The sequence below is a fragment of the Bacillus cereus group sp. Bc061 genome (genome assembly GCF_027715825.1).
GTDB lineage: Bacteria > Bacillota > Bacilli > Bacillales > Bacillaceae_G > Bacillus_A > Bacillus_A paranthracis.
Map to the genome: position 1 here is coordinate 584,741 of NZ_JAQFTZ010000002.1, position 17,008 is coordinate 601,748.

Below are 17,008 nucleotides of genomic sequence, written 5' to 3' on the forward strand. Positions count from 1 at the left end.
ATTTTGAGGCGGGGGCTTACTGCCCATTAAAGCGGGATAAACTTAAATAGTAGGGACAAATCATTAGAATAAAGAAGAAAAACTTCACATACGGAAGTTTCCCTTACTTCTCTTTCTGTTCGTCTTCTAAAAACGTCACTTGCTCAATTATCCCTTCAAGCAAAAGTTCTTCCGGAAGGATTGTTTTAATAACAAAGGACTGCCCCTTAATCAATAACTGACCATGTTTTAACAACAATCTTACTTCTTTATCTGAAAACACTAATAAACCTCGATGATTTTCTATATAGATATGCACTTGCCCAACAAGCGTGATCCGAGGTAGATCCATTAGCACATCCACTGGTAGGTCTATTTGCTTCGTTAACCAATTCTTCATTTGTTCTAATTTTTTCATCCCAAAAGACCCCCTCTCATCCCATATGTATGAAAAAAGAGCTTGTAATATCACGTCCAAACTGAAAAAAGCATAAAAAAACGTCTCATACGAAATGAGACGTTTTTTTATGCTAATAGCTGGATAACCAGCTTATTCACAAGCGATCCATCTGTTTTACCTTTTACTTTCGGCATAACAGCAGTCATCACCTTACCCATATCTGCTTTAGACGTCGCACCAACTTCAGAAATAACTTGCTTGATTATATCAACTAGCTCTTCTTCCGTTAATTGCTCCGGCAAATATGCGCTTAAAATCTGAATTTCACTTTGCAGTTTATTAACAAGGTCTTCACGACCAGCTTTTTTAAATTCAAGGAGGGAGTCCTTATGCTGTTTTACTTCACGAGCTAAAACTGTTAGTTCCTCTTCTTCAGTAAGAGTATGCTGTAGTTTAATACCTTCATTTTGTAAAGCAGCCTTAACCATACGAATGACGGTTAATTTTTCTTTTTGTTTATTCTTCATCGCTTGTTTCATATCATCGTTTAAACGACCGAGAAGACTCATAACTTACACCCTCTCTTAGAATTTACGCTTTCTTGCCGCTTCAGATTTCTTCTTACGTTTTACACTTGGTTTTTCATAAAACTCGCGCTTTCTTGCTTCAGCAAGTGTACCAGTTTTAGAAACCGATCTTTTAAAACGGCGAAGTGCATCCTCCAAAGACTCGTTTTTACGAACGACTGTTTTTGACATTCTCTTTCCCTCCCTCCGAAACATCACACTTACATACTAACTCCAGCATGCAAAAAGAAACACTTCTTCAGCATGTCTTTTACGATTATAATACATTTTATCACTTCAGGTCAACTATTTGACAGAATAAAAGAAGAATAGATGCTCTTCCTTTTTCAAAAACTATGCAGATAGCTGTTATCTTTTCCCCTGAAGGCAACTATATTTTTGTCATTATACCTTTTTTCATGCAGAAACGTACGGAAAAACTACTCATTTCGTACATTTTCAGTACTTAACTTCTCCACTAAAAAAGAAAGCATGCAAATCGTTTCCGTTTGCATGCTTTTTTATCCCGATTGGTGCGGGCTAATAATGAGCGGGGAATGAATCCCACGCTCATTAAAGTTTCACTTTATGCGCTTGCTGATTCCTTTTTCACATCATCTTCAAGGACACGAACAAATTGCGCTTCGTTATATGGATAACCAGCTTTTGTGATTTTTACTTTCACTAATTTACCGATTAATTCTTCTGATCCTTCAAATACAATTTTCAAGTAGTTATCTGTATAACCTACATATAGGCCTTCACGGTCGCCCTCTTTAAATTGTTCTTCTGGAATAATTTCAAGTACTTCTCCTTCAAACTGTGATGCATACTCTTTCGCTAATTGATTAGATAGTTCAATTAAACGGTGAACACGATCATTCTTCACATCTTCAGGAACTTGATCTTCCATACGCGCTGCAGGTGTTCCTGTACGTTTTGAGTACGGGAATACGTGCAACTCAGAGAAGCGATTCTCTTTAATGAAATTGTATGTTTCCATGAATTCTTCTTCTGTTTCACCTGGGAAACCAACGATTACGTCTGATGTAATCGCAAGACCTGGTAACGCTTCTTTCAAACGATCTAAGCGCTCCTGGAAAAATTCCATCGTATATTTACGACGCATACGCTTTAATACAGTATTAGATCCAGATTGCAACGGAATGTGTAAATGACGTACAACTACTTCAGACTTATCTAACACTTCAATTACTTCATCTGAAATCTGACTCGCTTCAATAGAAGAAATACGAAGACGTTTTAATCCGTCTACTTCCGCTTCCATATCACGAAGTAATCCAGCTAAGTTATAATCTTTAATATCTTCACCGTATCCACCTGTATGAATACCTGTTAATACGATTTCCTTATAGCCTGCATCTACTAATTGCTGCGCTTGTTTAATAACTTCTTTCCCATCGCGAGAACGCATTAAACCACGCGCCCAAGGAATAATACAGAATGTACAGAAGTTATTACAACCTTCTTGTATTTTTAAAGATGCACGTGTACGATCCGTGAAGTAAGGTACATCCAGTTCTTCGTATACACGTGTTTTCATAATGTTGCGGACAGCATTAATTGGCTGACGCTCTTTACGGAATTCTTCGATGTATCCTAACATCTTTTCACGATCTTGTGTACCAACTACAATATCTACACCTGGAATCGCCATAATTTCCGCTGGAGATGTTTGTGCATAACATCCCGTTACACAAATAACCGCATCTGGGTTTTGACGAACAGCACGTCTAATAACTTGACGACTTTTCTTATCTCCCGTATTTGTTACTGTACATGTATTGATAACATATACATCAGCTTTCTTTTCATATTCAGTTCTTTCATATCCACCTTGTTTAAACAATTGCCAAATGGCTTCTGTTTCATAGTGGTTTACTTTACAACCTAACGTATGGAACGCAACAGTTGACATTGATCATCACCCCATCAATTCAAAATGATACGAAGCAGCACTTAACGCGTATAACGGCGCCGTTTCTGTTCTTAAAATTCTTGGTCCTAAACTACATGGTACAAATTTATGTTCACGAAGCGCTGTAATCTCTTCCTCAGCTAAACCGCCTTCTGGGCCAAATACAATCAATAGCTTTTGACCTGGTTTCATCATCGTTAAAGCTTTCGCAAAATTAGATTTCTCGCCTTGTTTCGCTTCCTCTTCGTAAGCAACAAGGCAAACATCATACTCACCACTCATTGACAGCAATTGTTTAAACGATGCTGGGGTGTGTACTTCTGGAATTTCACTTCTATGTGATTGTTCCGCAGCTTCTTTCACAATTTTTCTTAAACGCTCAACTTTTTTATCAGCTTTTTTCGCATCCCATTTTACGATAGAGCGAGATGCTTGAAATGGTAAGAATGCAGCTGCCCCAAGCTCAGTTCCTTTTTGAAAAATTAACTCTAGCTTGTCTCCTTTCGGCAGTCCACTTGCAATCGTCACGAAAACAGGAAGTTCACTTGACGTCTCTACCCATTCTACAATAGCCGTATGAATAAATTCACTGGTAATTTCATCAATTGAACATACGGCTGTTTTTCCGTTTACACAGCAATAAATGTAATCACCAGCTGACATACGCATCACTCTTGCTATATGATGTACGTCATCACCTACAATGCGAATACTTGTCTCATTTACATATTTCTCTTCTACAAAATAACGTTGCATATAATCACCTTAGTAGAGTTTCGTTCCTTTCGTAAGCCAATACTTACGAAAAGAACGAAACGTTATCATTTTTCATATAACAAACGGCAAGTCCCTCACCTTATAGTGAGAGACTCCCCTTTTCATTATAGACTAAAATCTATATTACGCATTTCGTGCAATAATTGCTACCCAATCTTCCATTCGCAACACTTCTTCAATTGTAAATCCAGCTTTTTCTAGCGCTTCAGAAATTACTTTTTCCTTTGCAGCAATAATGCCCGATGTAATAAATAATCCGCCTGACTTCACAACTCTTGCTGCATCTTCAGGGAATAAAAGAATAATTTCTGCTAATAAGTTAGCTACGATTAAATCAACAGGACCTTCAATACCCTCTAAAAGACTATTTTGTCCAACAGTCACGATATCATCTGTTTTATTTAAACGTACATTCATTTCTGCACTTTCAACCGCAACCGGATCTAAATCATATGCTTGAACAGAAGACGCACCTAGTTTTGCTGCTGCAATACTCAGCACACCAGAACCTGTTCCTACATCAATGATTGTGTTACCTGGCTGTACTGTTTTTTCTAAAGCACGGATACACATCGTTGTTGTTGGATGAGTTCCTGTCCCAAACGCCATACCTGGATCTAATTCAATAATTTTTTCTTCCGGAGAAGATGGTGTATATTCTTCCCAAGTCGGTACAATTGTGAATGTATCAGAAATTTGTACTGGATGGTAATATTTTTTCCAAGCAGTAGCCCAATCTTCTTCATTGACTTCGTTAACGGTAATATTTCCAGTACCAATTTCGATGTCGTAAGATGGAAGCACATCAATAGATGATTTTACACCTGCAATTGTTTCATGTAAAGAATCCGTTTGCGGGAAATATGCTTTTATTAACACACCTTCTGCCGGATACTCATCTGGGTTCAATGCATAAATTTCACCATATTGTTGCTCGCGCTCTTTCGTCAACTCCGCTGGGTCCTCAATCGCAACTCCACTAGCACCAGCTTCATGTAAAATATGAGAGACAGCTTCTACTGCTTCTTCTGTTGTATGAATACTAATTTCTGACCATTTCACAATTTACCAACTCCATTTTTTATTTCCATTATTCCCCTTTGAAAGCACGTTTAAGCTTTCCGAATAAACTATCATCCTGCTCTTCTTGTCCTGCAAATTCACGCAATAAATCTTTTTGCTGTGAAGTTAATTTCGTCGGTACAACAACACGCACGACTACATATTGATCTCCTTGACCGTATCCACGTACGTTCGGAGCACCCTTTCCTTTTAGGCGGAATTCTGTTCCTGTTTGTGTTCCTGCTGGAATTTTCAGCTTCACTTTACCATGAACAGTAGGAACTTCTACTTCATCACCAAGTGCCATTTGCGCAAATGTTAATGGCATTTCGCAAATAATGTGATCTCCTTCGCGCTCAAAGAATTCATGATTTCTTACATGAACAACAACATATAAATCTCCTGCTGGGCCGCCATTTACGCCCGCTTCACCTTTTCCAGATACGCGGATTTGTTGACCATTATCGATACCTGCTGGAATTTTAACATTGATTTTTTTACGTTTACGAACTTTACCAGAACCGTGGCATGTCGTACATTTTTCTTTAATGATTTGCCCAGTTCCTGAACAATGACCGCAAGCTTGACGGTTTACGATACGACCAAATGGTGTATTTTGTTCTACACTTACTTGCCCTGATCCTGAGCAATGTTTACATGTTTCTTTTGAAGTTCCTGGTTTTGCCCCGCTACCTTTACAAGTATCACATGGATCTTCTACTGGAATCTCAACATTTAACTCTTTACCAAAAATAGCTTCTTCAAAATCTAAAGTGACTTGATATTGTAAGTCAGCACCTTGGCGCGGAGCATTTGGATCACGACGTCTGCCGCCACCGCCGCCAAAGAATGAACTAAAGATATCTTCAAAACCGAAGCCACCACCGAAGTCTCCTCCGCCGCCAAAGCCACCGAAGCCTTGATTAGCACCAGCATGACCAAATTGATCATATTGCGCACGCTTTTGATCGTCGCTTAATACTTCGTATGCTTCTTGTACTTCTTTAAACTTTTCAATTGCATTTTCTTCTTTACTTACGTCTGGATGGTATTTTTTAGCCAAACGACGATACGCTTTTTTTATTTCATCTTTTGAAGCACCCTTGCTAAGTCCAAGGACCTCATAATAATCTCGTTTACTCATAAATTTACAACCCCCGAATCTTTCACATAAACGTAATTTTAACACCGAAAGAAAGTGCTTTGCAACAAAGTTTCCTCACTTACAGTATGCAAAGTAAAAAACTTAAGACCCTCACACATTCCTTCTCATTCGTGAAAAAAGCCAAAGCCAAGGCACGCTTGACTTTGACTTTTTGTCATCTTACTTATTATGTTTAAAGTTGAATTACTTGTCTTCTTTTACTTCTTCAAACTCAGCGTCTACTACATTGTCTTTCTTCGCGCCAGCATCTTGTGCTCCTTGTGCACCTTCTGCTTGCCCTGCAGCTGCTTGAGCTTGCTCATATAGTTTAACAGTTAGTTGTTGTACGATTTCTTGTAAAGCGTCTTTTTTCGCACGGATTTCCTCAAGCTCGTTCTTCTCAATCGCAGCTTGTAATGCTTCTTTCGCTTCTGTTGCTTTTGCAACTTCAGCTGCATCTACTTTACCTTCTAAATCTTTTACAACTTTATCTGTTTGGAATACAAGTTGGTCAGCTTCGTTACGAAGTTCAACTTCTTCCTTACGTTTTTGGTCAGCGTCAGCGTTTGCTTCTGCTTCTTTTACCATACGATCTACTTCTTCATCAGAAAGACCTGAAGAAGATTGGATTGTAATAGCTTGTTCTTTGCTTGTTCCTAAATCTTTTGCACGTACGTTAACGATACCGTTCGCATCAATATCGAATGTTACTTCGATTTGTGGAATACCACGTGGTGCTGGTGGGATATCCGTTAATTGGAAACGTCCTAACGTTTTGTTGTCAGCTGACATTGGACGCTCACCTTGTAATACGTGAATGTCTACTGCTGGTTGGTTATCAGCAGCTGTTGAGAATACTTGTGATTTACTCGTTGGAATTGTAGTGTTACGCTCGATTAATTTCGTGAACACACCACCCATAGTTTCAATACCTAAAGAAAGTGGAGTTACATCTAATAATAGTACGCCTTCTACATCACCAGTAAGTACGCCACCTTGAACTGCAGCACCTAATGCTACAACTTCATCCGGGTTTACACCTTTATATGGTTCTTTACCAGTTTCACGTTTAATAGCTTCTTGTACAGCTGGGATACGAGTAGAACCACCTACAAGGATAACGCGATCTAATTCACTTGCAGATAGACCAGCATCTTTTAAAGCACGACGAGTTGGTTCTAATGTTCTTTCAACAAGGTTTGCTGAAAGCTCTTCGAATTTCGCTCTTGTTAATGTTAATTCTAAGTGTAATGGACCAGCAGCCCCAGCACTAATGAATGGCAATGAAATTTGTGTTTGTGTTACACCTGAAAGATCTTTTTTCGCTTTTTCAGCTGCATCTTTCAAACGTTGAAGTGCCATTTTATCTTGGCTTAAATCAATGTTATTTTCTTTTTTGAACTCAGCTACTAAGTGATCAATGATAACTTGGTCAAAGTCATCTCCACCAAGACGGTTGTCACCAGCAGTTGAAATAACTTCAAATGTTCCATCTGCTAACTCAAGGATAGATACGTCAAATGTACCGCCACCTAAGTCATATACTAAGATTTTTTGCTCTTCATCTTGTTTTTCTAAACCGTAAGCAAGCGCTGCTGCTGTTGGTTCGTTAATGATACGCTCAACTTCTAAACCAGCGATACGACCAGCATCTTTCGTTGCTTGACGCTCTGCATCGTTGAAGTATGCAGGTACTGTAATAACAGCTTTCGTTACTGTTTCACCTAAATATGCTTCAGCAGAAGCTTTTAAGTTTTGTAAAATGATTGCAGAAATTTCTTGAGGTGTATATTCTTTACCTTCAATTTCTACTTTGTAGTCTGTACCCATATGACGTTTAACAGACATGATTGTATTTGGGTTTGTAATTGCTTGACGCTTTGCTACTTCCCCAACTTGACGTTCTTCATTTTTGAAAGCTACAACAGAAGGTGTTGTACGGTTTCCTTCTGGATTTGGGATAACCTTTGGTTCTCCACCTTCCATAACAGCTACACAAGAGTTTGTTGTACCTAAGTCAATACCGATAATTTTACTCATGGCGAATCCTCCTACTTTTATGTAAATTATTGATTTACTTTTACCATCGATGGGCGAATTACACGGTCTTTTAATTTATAACCTTTTTGGAATTCTTCCACAACCGCATTTGATTCAAATTCGCTGTCTTCTACTTGCATAACAGCTTGGTGTTCATGAGGATCAAACTGTTTACCAACAGCTTCAATCGCTTCTACACCTTCTTTTGTCATCGCTTCTAACAATTGACGATATACCATTTCCATCCCTTGTAATAAGGACTTCATTTGCTCATCAGTTGCTTCCACTTGCATCGCTCTTTCAAAATTATCAAGAGCTGGCAAAATATCTGAAACAAGACTTTGTGCTCTATATTTTTCAGCAGCCTGTTTATCCATTTGAACACGACGCTTATAATTTTCAAAATCAGCTTGTAGACGTAGCATACGGCCTTCCGTTTCCGTCAGTTTCGCTTGCAATTCATCTACTTTTTCTTGTAAAAGAGCAGCCTCACTTTTTTCTTCAACAGTTTCTTCGCTGTCTTCAGATGTTACGGCTTCTTCAACTTGTGCTTCTTTTACTTCTTCTTTCACTTCTTCTACAACTTGTTCGTTACGCTCTTCCACAATTTTCACCTCCTTAAAAGGTATTAGGTATCATGCATAGCATGATTACCTAAGTATAGTTATATATTACACACAGTGATGTATTGCTTATCACTTGAGCGAATGTATTCTTCTTTATTCTTTATTTTTTTAGTCCATCTGTAATTTGCCTTGTAAATAACTGCAACAAACTAATTACACGAGAGTATTGCATTCTCGTTGGACCTAAAATTGCAATTGTTCCAAGTTGTTCTTCTCCAATCGAATATGTTGCAGAAATCAAACTACAATCTTCCATGGCTGTCGCAGAGTTTTCCCTACCAATTTTCACTTGAATACCAACTTGTTTATGACGCAAAATATCATAAAACTCAGCTTCGTTATCAATCATGGTAAGTAAAGATCTAACTTTTTGAATGTCATGAAACTCTGGTTGCGAAAGCATATTTGCCTTCCCTCCAAAGTATATCTTTTCCGATAACGGAACTTGAAATGTACCATCCAATATTTTTATTGCACTATCGTAATTATGAACATACCCACGCAATACCGTAACAATCTCCTTAAAGATTTTATTATGGAGTTCCGACATTGGTACGCCTGATAGCTTTTCATTTAAAATATTAACCATTTTTTCTAAATCTGATAAATCAACAGATTCCGGAACGGTAATCGTTTTGCTTTGTACATGCCCTGTATCCGTTACAATAATAGCGACTGCGGTTTGACGATCAAGCGGAACAATTTGTACGTTTTTAAGTTTATTTGTGCTTAACTTCGGTCCAAGAACAATGGCCGTATAATTTGTAAGCTCTGATAAAATTTGAGCCGATTGCTGTGCAATCTTTTCCGCTTCAAAAATTCTTTCAGCAAATAAATCTTTAATTTGTACAATTTCATCGTTCGGTAAATTTTGCGGCGCTAAAAGATGGTCTACATAAAATCGGTATCCTTTTTCAGAAGGAACACGTCCAGAAGAACTGTGCGTTTTCTCAATAAATCCTAGTTCTTCTAAATCAGCCATTTCATTTCGTATAGTAGCTGAACTAAACGTAATTTCATCTTTTTTAGCCAACGTTCTTGACCCAACAGGTTGCGCTGATCCAATAAAGTCATCAATAATTGTTTGTAAAATTAAGAGCTGACGTTCCGTAAGCATCTCATCATCACCTCTGTTAGCACTCTTTGTCTTCGAGTGCTAAATCTATTAATAACTTACCAAAATTGACATTCAATTGTCAACGGAAACGTCACGAAATAATGAAACTTTTTCACGTTAATGGAACATTTAATTAGTCAATCAAAAATGATTGGAATACTTCATTCCCTAATAATTTCCCTTTTCGCGTTAAACGAACATATCCATCGCTCTCTTCAAGCAATCCTTGTTCTTGGTTGTTTTGTAACTGCTTCGCGAAAACTTGATCCATTTCCATATTAAATTTCTTTTGAAACGCTATTTTAGATACACCTTTTGTTTTTCGGAGTCCTAAGAACAATTCTTCTTCCATTTTTTCTTTCTCCGTCACCACGTGAACATCTAAATACGGAAATCCGGTTTCATCGATTTTATTGAAATATTGCTTGAGCGGCCCTACATTTTGGATACGTTCTCCATTTACATAACTATGCGCTCCAGCTCCAAATCCATAATACTCTTCATTATTCCAGTATGTGAGATTATGTCTACTTTCATTATTACCTTTTGAAAAATTACTAATTTCATACTGGGTATAGCCATGTTTCTCCATTTCATCCATTACCATTTCGTACATTTTCGCTTCGTGGTCTTCACCTGGAAGTCTTAATTTCCCTTTATTCATTAAGTTATAAAATACTGTTTTCGGTTCCACAATTAATGAATATGCCGAGAAATGTTGTACACCAAGCGTAAAAGCAATGTCTAATGTTTCTTTTACATCTTCTATCGTCTGTCCTGGCAGAGCATAAATAATATCTACATTTATATTTTTAAAGCCTACTTCCTGCGCTTCTCTAATTGCTACAAACGCATCTTCTCTCGTATGCTTACGTCCAATTTTCTCAAGCAATTCATCTCGAAATGTTTGCACCCCAAAACTAATTCGGTTCACTCCACCTTCTAGCAATACATTTAATTTCTCTTTCGGCAAATCACCTGGATTCGCTTCAAATGTTAATTCACAATTCGGGGCAAACGGACGTAAACGACGATTTATAATATTTAATAATTTCTTTGTCTGTTCCATATTTAATGCTGTTGGAGTTCCCCCGCCAACAAAAATCGTTTTCATACTATCAAACGGTACCTTTTGAACTGTATTTATTATTTCTTTCTCTAAATACTCTAAATATTGATCGACCGGCTGGCGTTCAATAAACACTTTATTAAAATCACAATAGTGACAAATATGCTGACAAAACGGAATATGAATATATGCAGCTTGCACCAAAAATAACTCCTACCTTTCTAAAAAGAAAACCTCCACGCTCGGGAGGCTTCTTTTACTTCTCTAACGTATTACGAATTTGTTCCATTCGCATTTTTCCCCAATCATACATCATTTCAACGATTGGTAAAAGCGACATGCCTAATTCCGTCATATAATATTCCACTCGCGGTGGAATTTCTGGGTATACTGTTCGATCAACAATCCCATCTTCCATTAACTCTTTTAATTGGTTTGATAAAACTTTATGAGAAATGCTCGGAAATAATCGCTGTAATTCACTAAAACGATGAGGCCCTTCCACACCAAGATGCCACAATATCACAACTTTCCACTTTCCACTAATAATAGAAAGCGTCAATTCCTTTTCACAATTAAAATTGCCATTTTGTATTTTTTCTTGAATATCTTTTCGAATATTTTCGGACATTAACAAACTCCTAACTTTATATGAACTAAAAAGCTCTCTCACTATTGTAAATGAGAGCTACTCAGATGTCTAAAAAGTAATTATACGTAAAAAAGAAGCCGCATAAACGACTTCTTTTTTCATTCCAACTATTAGTTGTCATCCATTTTCAGTACAGCCATGAATGCTTCTTGCGGTACTTCTACAGAACCAACAGACTTCATACGTTTTTTACCTTCTTTTTGCTTATCAAGAAGTTTACGCTTACGAGAAATGTCACCACCGTAACATTTCGCAAGTACGTTTTTACGCATCGCTTTAATTGTAGAACGCGCTACAACTTTGTTTCCGATCGTCGCTTGAATTGGCACTTCGAACTGCTGTCTTGGAATTAATTCTTTTAATTTTTCTACGATTACTTTACCACGGTCATATGCTGAATCACGGTGTACGATAAATGATAGAGCATCGACTTGCTCAGAATTTAAAAGAATATCCATTTTCACAAGTTTAGATGGCTTGTAACCAATTAACTCATAATCAAATGATGCATATCCTTTCGTATTTGATTTCAACTGATCGAAGAAGTCATATACGATTTCTGATAATGGGATTTCATATGTCAAAGTAACACGCGTTTCATCTAAATATTGCATATCAATAAACGTTCCGCGTTTACCTTGGCAGATTTCCATTACAGCTCCAACATAGTCATTCGGAACCATAATTGCTGCTTTAACAAATGGCTCTTCAACACGATCAATTGTCTGTGGATCCGGCATATTAGACGGGTTATCGACAATCATGTCTTCACCATTCGTTAAGAATACTTTATAAATAACACTTGGCGCTGTTGTAATTAAATCAATTTTAAATTCACGTTCAATACGCTCTTGAATGATTTCCATATGAAGAAGTCCTAAGAATCCACAACGGAAACCAAATCCTAGCGCTTGAGATGTTTCTGGCTCAAACTCAAGAGCAGAATCGTTTAATTCTAATTTCTCTAGCGCATCACGTAAGTCGTTGTAACGTGCAGAGTCAATCGGGTACAGACCACAGAATACCATTGGATTTAATTTACGGTAACCAGGTAATGGCTCAGCTGCTGGACGTTTCGCATGTGTAATCGTATCACCAACGCGTGTGTCACCAACATTTTTAATCGATGCCGCTAAGAAACCTACATCACCTACTGTTAACTCATCACGTTGCGTAGTTTTCGGTGTAAACACACCTACTTCTGTTACTTCAAATTCTTTTCCAGTTGCCATCATACGTACTTTATCGCCAACTTTTACCGTTCCATTTACAACACGGATATACGCAATTACACCGCGGTATGGATCATATAAAGAGTCAAAGATCATACATTGTAACGGTTCTTCTGAATCACCTGTTGGTGCTGGCACTTTTTCAACGATTTGTTCTAAAATCTCTTCGATACCAATCCCAGCTTTTGCCGAAGCAAGTACAGCTTCTGATGCATCTAACCCAATTACATCTTCCACCTCTTGGCGTACACGCTCTGGGTCTGCACTTGGTAAATCGATTTTATTAATAACCGGTAAAATTTCTAAATTGTTATCAAGCGCTAAGTATACGTTCGCTAACGTTTGCGCTTCAATACCTTGCGCTGCATCTACTACAAGAATTGCACCTTCACAAGCCGCTAAACTACGAGATACTTCGTACGTAAAGTCGACGTGTCCTGGTGTATCAATTAGGTGAAGAATATATTCTTCGCCGTCTTTTGCTTTATAGTTTAATTGTACTGCGTTTAATTTAATTGTAATACCACGCTCACGCTCTAAATCCATAGAGTCAAGCAACTGAGCTTTCATTTCACGTTGTGTTAACGCGTTTGTTTTCTCTAAAATACGGTCTGCTAACGTTGACTTTCCGTGGTCAATATGAGCAATGATAGAGAAATTACGAATTTTGGACTGTCTTTTTGCTCTTTCTTCTTTGTTCATCTATGTTCTCAACTCCTAATAGTCTCGCCAATATACACTAGCACTGATTATATCAATAGAGCAGCAAAGATTCAATGAAAACTCGTGCTGCTTACAATACAAATCATTCTATTTATATCTTATGCGAACAAACCATAAGAGACAAACCTTTTTCAAATTAAAGAACGGCTGTCTTACAAACCTGTAAAACAACCGTCCTCCGTTTGACTCTTAACTAAAAATCCCTTTTACTTTCCCAACAACTATATCTGTTCCAAACTTTGTTATTTCATAGGCAACGCTTGCTATCGCCATACCCATTCCTTCTACAATATTAAAACTTTTTAAGCTTTCTAATTGTTTTTGTTTTTCAGTAGCGGAAAACGAACCTTCCAAAGTTTCTGATTCAGTGGCCTCACCTTTTGTTCCTGTCATATGAGCGATTTGTTCATACGACATTTGCTGATAACCTTTCATACTTTTCAATCCGTGATTTGCAAGTGCCACCCCTGCTATTACCATAAGTAAGCATATAGCCACACTACATATACATAAAAGCGAAAAGCGGCTTACATGATTATCGTCACTTCCCATCAATGTGTATATGCTCCTGTATTATCTTGGTCAATTTGATGATGCAGCGCTGCATTTAAACCACTTGCTATTACATTTGCCATATCCTCTATGAAGGCATCCACTTCTTTCGGAGTCACCATTAAATTGTGACCAAGAGGAGATAACACTTCATAAATTAATTTTCTTTTCTCTTCATCTTCCAGTGTACCTACAGCACCTAAAAACATATTTCGGCTTTTTTCATCCGGCATATCCTCTTCTGTTAATTTTTTCTTTTCTCCAAATGTAAAACCAGCTGGCAACAAAGATCGGGAAGGTTTGTTTCCCTCTTTCATCTCTCGGCCAAAATGTTTCAAAATAAAATCAATTGTATCGCTTGTAATCGAAACGGCATCCACCACAGTCGGAACACCAATTGCGATAACAGGAATACCTAATGTTTCTTTACTGAGTTCCTTACGTTTATTCCCAACACCCGATCCAGGATGAATTCCTGTATCAGAAATTTGTATCGTACTATTTACCCTTTCAATAGAACGAGCAGCTAATGCATCAATTGCAATGACAAAGTCTGGCTTTGTCTTCTCAATGATTCCATAAATGACATCGCTCGTTTCAATTCCTGTAATCCCCATTACCCCGGGCCGAATTGCACTAACAGGCCTAAAGCCTTCTTCTACACTTTCAGGCTGCAATTGAAATAAATGTCTCGTTACCAATACATTTTCTACAACTATCGGTCCAAGCGCATCTGGTGTTACATTCCAATTCCCAAGACCAACAATTAAACAGCTCGCTTCTTTCGTAACGCCAACCTCTTCTAAGAAATACGAAAATTCTTTTGCAAAAATACGCTCTACTTTTTGTTGCAGCTCCGTATCTTGTTGACGTATACCTTGTACTTCAAGCGTTAAATAATTTCCAGGTTTTTTACCCATCGATTCCGAGGCAACTTCATCAATCGTTACTTTTGTAATGGTAATACCTTCTTCTTCCCTCTCTTTTACAACAACTCCTTGTATCCCTTGTTGCTCTTCTTGGCGCTCTTGCAGCATTTGATGTGCCTCTACAGCAAGGTCCGTTCTAACACTATATTTACTTAAATCTAGTGGTTCTTTCATCGTATCTCCTCCGTCATTCATAGTAAATATCGTTAGATTTCCCAAAGTTATATAAGGTCATTCTTTCCTTTACGTGAAATTTCATGGATATACTATTGCAATTCTCTTCACCGTTTGATAGAATATCACTTGTTCTATGTTAAGAATCGAGTCATTCGATTGCACCAGGGAGGTGAAAAGTATGGCAAACATCAAATCTGCTATCAAACGCGCTAAACTTAGCGAAGAGCGTCGTGCACATAACGCTTCTATCAAGTCTGACATGCGTTCTGCTGTTAAAACTGTAGAAGCTTTAGTTACTAATAACGATCTTGAAAATGCTAAAGAAGCTTTCAAAACTGCTTCTAAAAAACTTGACAAAGCAGCTCGTAAAGGTCTTATCCACCAAAACGCTGCAGCTCGTCAAAAATCTCGCTTAGCGAAACAAGTAAACGCGTAAGGCGTTTAAAAAACGATCCATTCGGATCGTTTTTTTATATACAAAAAAGTTCACGCTCTTAGCACGTGAACTTTTTTTGTTTCATCACATATGATTTAACCGCATTAAGAAAAACTCGAGCACAAGTTTTTTATCCATTTTTCCCGTTTTCATACTATAATCAGCTTCCGCTAATTCCATTATCACTTTTTTTAATGCTTCAAAAGAGAAAAACTTCGTTTGATTCACCGCTAATTTTACACGATATGGATGCACACCAATATGAGACGCGATTTGATTTTGGCCGTAACCACGCTGCTGTAACTCTTTCACTTGATGCAGTAAACGGAATTGACTTACTAATAACGCAAGCAATTTAATAGGTTCCTCCTGCTGCGTAAATAATCCATCCAAAATTTGCATCGCACCCGCGATATCTTTTTTCACCACTTTTTCTGTCAAAGCAAACACATTTTGTTCAACTGATTTTGGTACAAGCTCTGCAACGAGTTTTGGTGTAATCTCTCCGCCCATACCGACGTATAACGTTAACTTGTCCATTTCCTTCGCCAACATTGTTACATTACTTCCCACAAGCTCTAACAACAAACTAACAGCCGCATGATCAATATGCACATGTACTTCATCCGCCCGAGCAACAATCCACTTCTGAACATCCTGCACTTGCATTGCATTCGCTTCTACTACATCCGCTGTTTTCTTTAATAGTTTTGTAATTTTTTTTCGTTCATCCAGCTTTTCGTAAGGCGCAACAAAAACAAGAATAGAAAAGGGAGAAGGTTCCCCGATATATTCTTCTAAAATTTTTATATTTTGTTCCAATTTTTCTTTTTGTGAAGTTAAAAAGAGTGGTGATTTTATTAATAACACTTTACGTTCTCCGAAAAAAGGAAGTGTACGTGCATCTTCAACCACATCTTCTAAATACGCTTCTTCTAAATCATATGTAACAACATTAAACTCGCGATCTTCCTCTTCAAGCGCTTCTGTTGTAATAAGCTTTATCGTTTCATTTATAAAAAACGCTTCCGTTCCATACAGTAAATATAACGGAGCAAACTGCTTCTTTTTAATCTTTTTATGTATATCACTCATACTTTTTCCTACTCCCTAACTTGGCAATATATATTTATACTAATGCCCTAGCTTTTGTTTTACAAGTACAAAGGAACAGGCAATATAACCCGTCCCTTTATTTATATTAAACGCCACGCAATAAGCCCCGGGTTTCTTATTGGTGTGCGGTAATCACCTTCCCTTTATTATTCGCAATAAAAATTCGAGTATAAGTGCCAACTGTTAACATGCTTGGAAACAAAAATTCACATTACTTCATGATCTAAAAGTAGTAAAAACGCTCTATTTCTCCTCACATGGAAATTGTAGATTTTTTTCTGACAATATTTTATACTAAAGTGGAATGTTGGGGAGGGATTCTAAATGAATGATTTTGAACAAAACGTTCAAAGTAAACGCAATGACGCTATTGATTCAGGGGTAGGATTTATCGTCTCATTTGGTTTTTTCGCAACACTTTTCATCATTGCAACTGTTATTAAATTTATCGGTTCTTAAAGACTGCTGCTTA

18 protein-coding genes are annotated in these 17,008 nt (G+C 37.6%); 2 read left to right on the top strand and 16 right to left on the bottom strand.

Annotation, left to right across the window (positions count from 1 at the left end):
- Window positions 1–103 precede the first annotated feature (103 nt).
- The 15 genes from yqfC to gpr form a co-directional block, all read right to left on the bottom strand.
- Window positions 104–397: a sporulation protein YqfC gene (yqfC, locus tag PDQ40_RS12410; RefSeq protein WP_000732266.1), complete on the bottom strand. Its 294-nt coding sequence runs from the start codon at window positions 395–397 to the stop codon at window positions 104–106.
- 107 nt (window positions 398–504) lie between these two features.
- A complete protein-coding gene (locus tag PDQ40_RS12415; RefSeq protein WP_000054571.1) occupies window positions 505–948 on the bottom strand; it encodes a GatB/YqeY domain-containing protein in 444 nt (147 codons plus the stop codon).
- Window positions 949–963: 15 nt separating this feature from the next.
- Window positions 964–1,137 (bottom strand): 30S ribosomal protein S21, encoded by a 174-nt coding sequence (gene rpsU, locus PDQ40_RS12420; RefSeq protein WP_000048061.1) that lies wholly within the window; start codon window positions 1,135–1,137, stop codon window positions 964–966.
- A gap of 394 nt (window positions 1,138–1,531) precedes the next feature.
- Window positions 1,532–2,884, bottom strand: coding sequence for a tRNA (N(6)-L-threonylcarbamoyladenosine(37)-C(2))-methylthiotransferase MtaB (mtaB, locus tag PDQ40_RS12425; RefSeq protein WP_000108677.1), 1,353 nt, complete (start codon window positions 2,882–2,884; stop codon window positions 1,532–1,534).
- A 6-nt stretch (window positions 2,885–2,890) separates the two neighbouring features.
- On the bottom strand, window positions 2,891–3,640 hold the full coding sequence (locus PDQ40_RS12430; protein ID WP_220778335.1) for a 16S rRNA (uracil(1498)-N(3))-methyltransferase: 750 nt from the start codon (window positions 3,638–3,640) through the stop codon (window positions 2,891–2,893).
- 144 nt (window positions 3,641–3,784) lie between these two features.
- Entirely contained in the window at window positions 3,785–4,723 is a 939-nt protein-coding gene (prmA, locus tag PDQ40_RS12435) for a 50S ribosomal protein L11 methyltransferase (RefSeq protein ID WP_000872108.1), read from the bottom strand.
- A gap of 28 nt (window positions 4,724–4,751) precedes the next feature.
- Complete coding sequence (dnaJ, locus tag PDQ40_RS12440) at window positions 4,752–5,867, bottom strand: chaperone protein DnaJ (RefSeq protein WP_000043935.1); 1,116 nt, start codon at window positions 5,865–5,867, stop codon at window positions 4,752–4,754.
- Between the two features lie 204 nt (window positions 5,868–6,071).
- The gene (gene dnaK, locus PDQ40_RS12445) at window positions 6,072–7,907 is read right to left on the bottom strand and encodes a chaperone protein DnaK (RefSeq protein ID WP_000034690.1); all 1,836 of its coding nucleotides are present in this window, start codon (window positions 7,905–7,907) and stop codon (window positions 6,072–6,074) included.
- Window positions 7,908–7,933: 26 nt separating this feature from the next.
- Window positions 7,934–8,512, bottom strand: coding sequence for a nucleotide exchange factor GrpE (grpE, locus tag PDQ40_RS12450; protein ID WP_000392720.1), 579 nt, complete (start codon window positions 8,510–8,512; stop codon window positions 7,934–7,936).
- A 121-nt stretch (window positions 8,513–8,633) separates the two neighbouring features.
- Window positions 8,634–9,650 (bottom strand): heat-inducible transcriptional repressor HrcA, encoded by a 1,017-nt coding sequence (gene hrcA, locus PDQ40_RS12455; RefSeq protein WP_000954950.1) that lies wholly within the window; start codon window positions 9,648–9,650, stop codon window positions 8,634–8,636.
- Between the two features lie 133 nt (window positions 9,651–9,783).
- Window positions 9,784–10,923, bottom strand: a complete 1,140-nt coding sequence (gene hemW / locus PDQ40_RS12460) for a radical SAM family heme chaperone HemW (RefSeq protein WP_025991619.1) — start codon at window positions 10,921–10,923, stop codon at window positions 9,784–9,786.
- A 52-nt stretch (window positions 10,924–10,975) separates the two neighbouring features.
- Window positions 10,976–11,350, bottom strand: coding sequence for a winged helix-turn-helix transcriptional regulator (locus PDQ40_RS12465; protein ID WP_001293546.1), 375 nt, complete (start codon window positions 11,348–11,350; stop codon window positions 10,976–10,978).
- Between the two features lie 131 nt (window positions 11,351–11,481).
- The gene (gene lepA / locus PDQ40_RS12470) at window positions 11,482–13,305 is read right to left on the bottom strand and encodes an elongation factor 4 (RefSeq protein WP_001030957.1); all 1,824 of its coding nucleotides are present in this window, start codon (window positions 13,303–13,305) and stop codon (window positions 11,482–11,484) included.
- A 210-nt stretch (window positions 13,306–13,515) separates the two neighbouring features.
- A complete protein-coding gene (locus PDQ40_RS12475) occupies window positions 13,516–13,878 on the bottom strand; it encodes a YqxA family protein (RefSeq protein ID WP_000534316.1) in 363 nt (120 codons plus the stop codon).
- Window positions 13,878–14,981, bottom strand: a complete 1,104-nt coding sequence (gene gpr, locus PDQ40_RS12480; RefSeq protein ID WP_000662638.1) for a GPR endopeptidase — start codon at window positions 14,979–14,981, stop codon at window positions 13,878–13,880. Before gpr ends, PDQ40_RS12475 begins: the two co-directional genes overlap by 1 nt.
- 181 nt (window positions 14,982–15,162) lie before the next feature.
- Between gpr and rpsT the strand changes: the two genes are divergently transcribed.
- Entirely contained in the window at window positions 15,163–15,420 is a 258-nt protein-coding gene (gene rpsT / locus PDQ40_RS12485) for a 30S ribosomal protein S20 (protein WP_001274011.1), read from the top strand.
- Window positions 15,421–15,504: 84 nt separating this feature from the next.
- Here rpsT and holA read toward each other — a convergent pair whose 3' ends face one another.
- Complete coding sequence (gene holA, locus PDQ40_RS12490; protein ID WP_270691440.1) at window positions 15,505–16,515, bottom strand: DNA polymerase III subunit delta; 1,011 nt, start codon at window positions 16,513–16,515, stop codon at window positions 15,505–15,507.
- 345 nt (window positions 16,516–16,860) lie between these two features.
- Here holA and PDQ40_RS12495 point away from each other — a divergent pair, with 345 nt between their 5' ends.
- Window positions 16,861–16,995, top strand: coding sequence for a YqzM family protein (locus PDQ40_RS12495; protein WP_000997609.1), 135 nt, complete (start codon window positions 16,861–16,863; stop codon window positions 16,993–16,995).
- The last annotated feature ends 13 nt before the right edge of the window (window positions 16,996–17,008 follow it).